The 2622-nt window shown below is 39.2% G+C and carries 1 protein-coding gene; it reads right to left on the minus strand.

The window, feature by feature from the left end; genetic code table 11:
• Positions 1–752: 752 nt before the first annotated feature.
• A complete protein-coding gene (locus HC000_RS18090; RefSeq protein WP_011328579.1) occupies positions 753–2171 on the minus strand; it encodes a sodium:alanine symporter family protein in 1419 nt (472 codons plus the stop codon).
• Positions 2172–2622: the final 451 nt, after the last annotated feature.

Below are 2622 nucleotides of genomic sequence, written 5' to 3' on the forward strand. Positions count from 1 at the left end.
ATTGGTAGACACAAGGGATTTAAAATCCCTCGACTAACAAGTCGTGCCGGTTCAATTCCGGCCTCGGGCACCACTTTCTTGCTATTACTACTTATAACAATGCTATAAGCTGGCAATAACATTAGTCAGTATTTACGCATCAATTCGTTATAATAAAACTACACATCTTGTTACTACAATAAAACCCAGTCTGTTAAGTGAATAGTTACCTTAAATAACGCTAGATTCAGTGCTTATTTATATCTTAAAGTCTACAGCCTTACCTAAATAAGTATTTCCAATTAAGCAATTAGCTATTTATTGTTATTACACGTATTTAAATAGCCACACTTGCTGATAATGCCAAAGATCCCGTAACGAAATAACGCCGCAGCGCTTAGCTACATGGCTACACTTCATCTAGTTAGAATACTAATCAAAACATGAGGACTCTATACACTAGTATAGGGTTTTGTATTTACCGCATGAGAACGTATTACAATGCAAAACTAAATGCTTACCATGAGTAGCGATTACTAGGCGTTAGCAATAAGTAATCGGCAAAGCGTTACCATTTAAATCGCCAGATCATCGTTACTAAGTTTAGAGGGGGAGGTTAGGTCTCATGCGTCTCTGAGGCTTAGGTTATTGTACGAAGGTGTAGAGTGAAGCGTAATTAGGTATGTAAAAGCGAACCAGTAATGGGTGTGTTTTAAAAGCAAAAAAAGGGAAGCAATATAGCTTCCCTTTAATTTAACCAATATTAGCTATAATTACTTATGCCAAATCCCTTTTGGAATTGTTTTATCAAGATGCTTATTTTTAGTTGGATCGAAGGTTGGTAACTTCCCAGCACGACGTTGCGTGTTGTAGTCTTTAGCAAGCCAAACAACTACGCCTGACAACATAAATAATGCTATAACGTTCACAATAGCCATTAACCCCATAGATATATCAGCTAAAGTCCACACTAATGGTAGCTCACCCATAGCGCCAAACATCACCATACCTAATACTAACAATCTAAAAATCAACATGCCGTATGCATGGTTATGCTCTAAAAATAATAAATTTGTTTCTGCATAAGAGTAATTAGCAACAATAGATGTGAAAGCAAAGAATAAAATAGCAATCGCAACGAATATTGCACCCCAGCTACCTACATGCTCCTCAAGTGCTGCTTGAGTTAAAGCTATGCCCGTTAAACCAGAGCCAGCAGTAAGTTGTTGTGATAATAAAATTAATGCCGCAGTAGCGCTACAAATTACAATAGTATCAACAAAAACGCCTAACATTTGCACATACCCTTGTGAAGCAGGGTGGGGAGGGTTAGGTGTTGCTGTTGCAGCTGCGTTAGCAGCGCTACCCATACCCGCTTCGTTTGAGAACAAGCCACGTTTAATGCCTTGAATCATCGCTTGCATAACGCCGTAGCCAATTGCGCCTGCGCCTGCTTGCTCAATGCCAAATGCACTATTTATAACATGCATAAAAACACCAGGTAGCTCAGAGTAATTTAAAGCACAAACGTACAAAGCCACTAGTAAATAAGCAAGAGCCATAAAAGGCACTACCATTTCTGCAAATCGAGAAATAGTTTTTAAACCGCCAAAAATAATGATCCCAGAGCCAATAACTAAAGCAATACCTACTACATAGTTCGGAATATCAAAAGCGACTTTAAATGCAGCTGCAATAGAGTTTGATTGCACTGCGTTAAATACAAAACCAAACGCTAATATTAAACACAGTGAAAAAATAACGCCCATCCAGCGCTTACCTAAACCATATTCCATATAATAAGCAGGGCCACCACGAAAGTTCCCCTGTTCATCACGCGTTTTATAAGCTTGCGCTAATGTGCTCTCGGCAAAACTAGTCGCCATACCAATTAAAGCAATAAGCCACATCCAAAAAATAGCCCCAGCACCACCTAAATAAAGTGCAACTGCAACACCTGCCATATTACCAGTACCAACACGCGCTGCGAGTGAAGTACAAAAGGCTTGGAATGAAGAGATGCCATCGCCTGAACCTCTACGACTCAAAAACATCACTTTTATCATGTGAGGAAACTGTACAAATTGAATAAAGCGAAGGCGAATGGTGAAAAACAGCCCTGCTGCTATTAATAAGTATACTAAAACATGGCCCCATAAGAGGCTGCTTATACTGTTTATTATATCTGTCATGCTATTTGCCTAATCAACGAGTTTAAATCTGTCGCGCAACTTAGCATAAGCTTGAGAAATAGTTTAGTAATCGAGGTAAAAAAATGACTTGTCCACAGGCTTTTGTGGGTAACCTGTGGGTCTGGCTTGTGTATCTTTGGGGTAAAAATTAAATGCAAAAAAGGCGATAAAAACGCTTGCGTAAAATCTGCGGCTCCCTATAATGCGACCCCACTGAGACGGGAAACGTCAACGCCTAGCGAGACGCGAACTACTCAGAGAGTTAAATAAAACTTCGGTTTTAAATCTTCCAAAAAGAAAGTTTAAAACAAAGTGTTGACTCGAAAAATAAAGGATGTATTATACGCATCCCTTGAGACGCTAAAGCGACTCAAAACGTTCTTTAACAATATAAAGCAATCATCTGTGTGGGCACTCGTACAGATTGAGTTCTAACAGCCAAGCTTAGTTC

This window comes from Pseudoalteromonas sp. MIP2626, assembly GCF_013414205.1.
GTDB classification, from domain to species: domain Bacteria; phylum Pseudomonadota; class Gammaproteobacteria; order Enterobacterales; family Alteromonadaceae; genus Pseudoalteromonas; species Pseudoalteromonas nigrifaciens.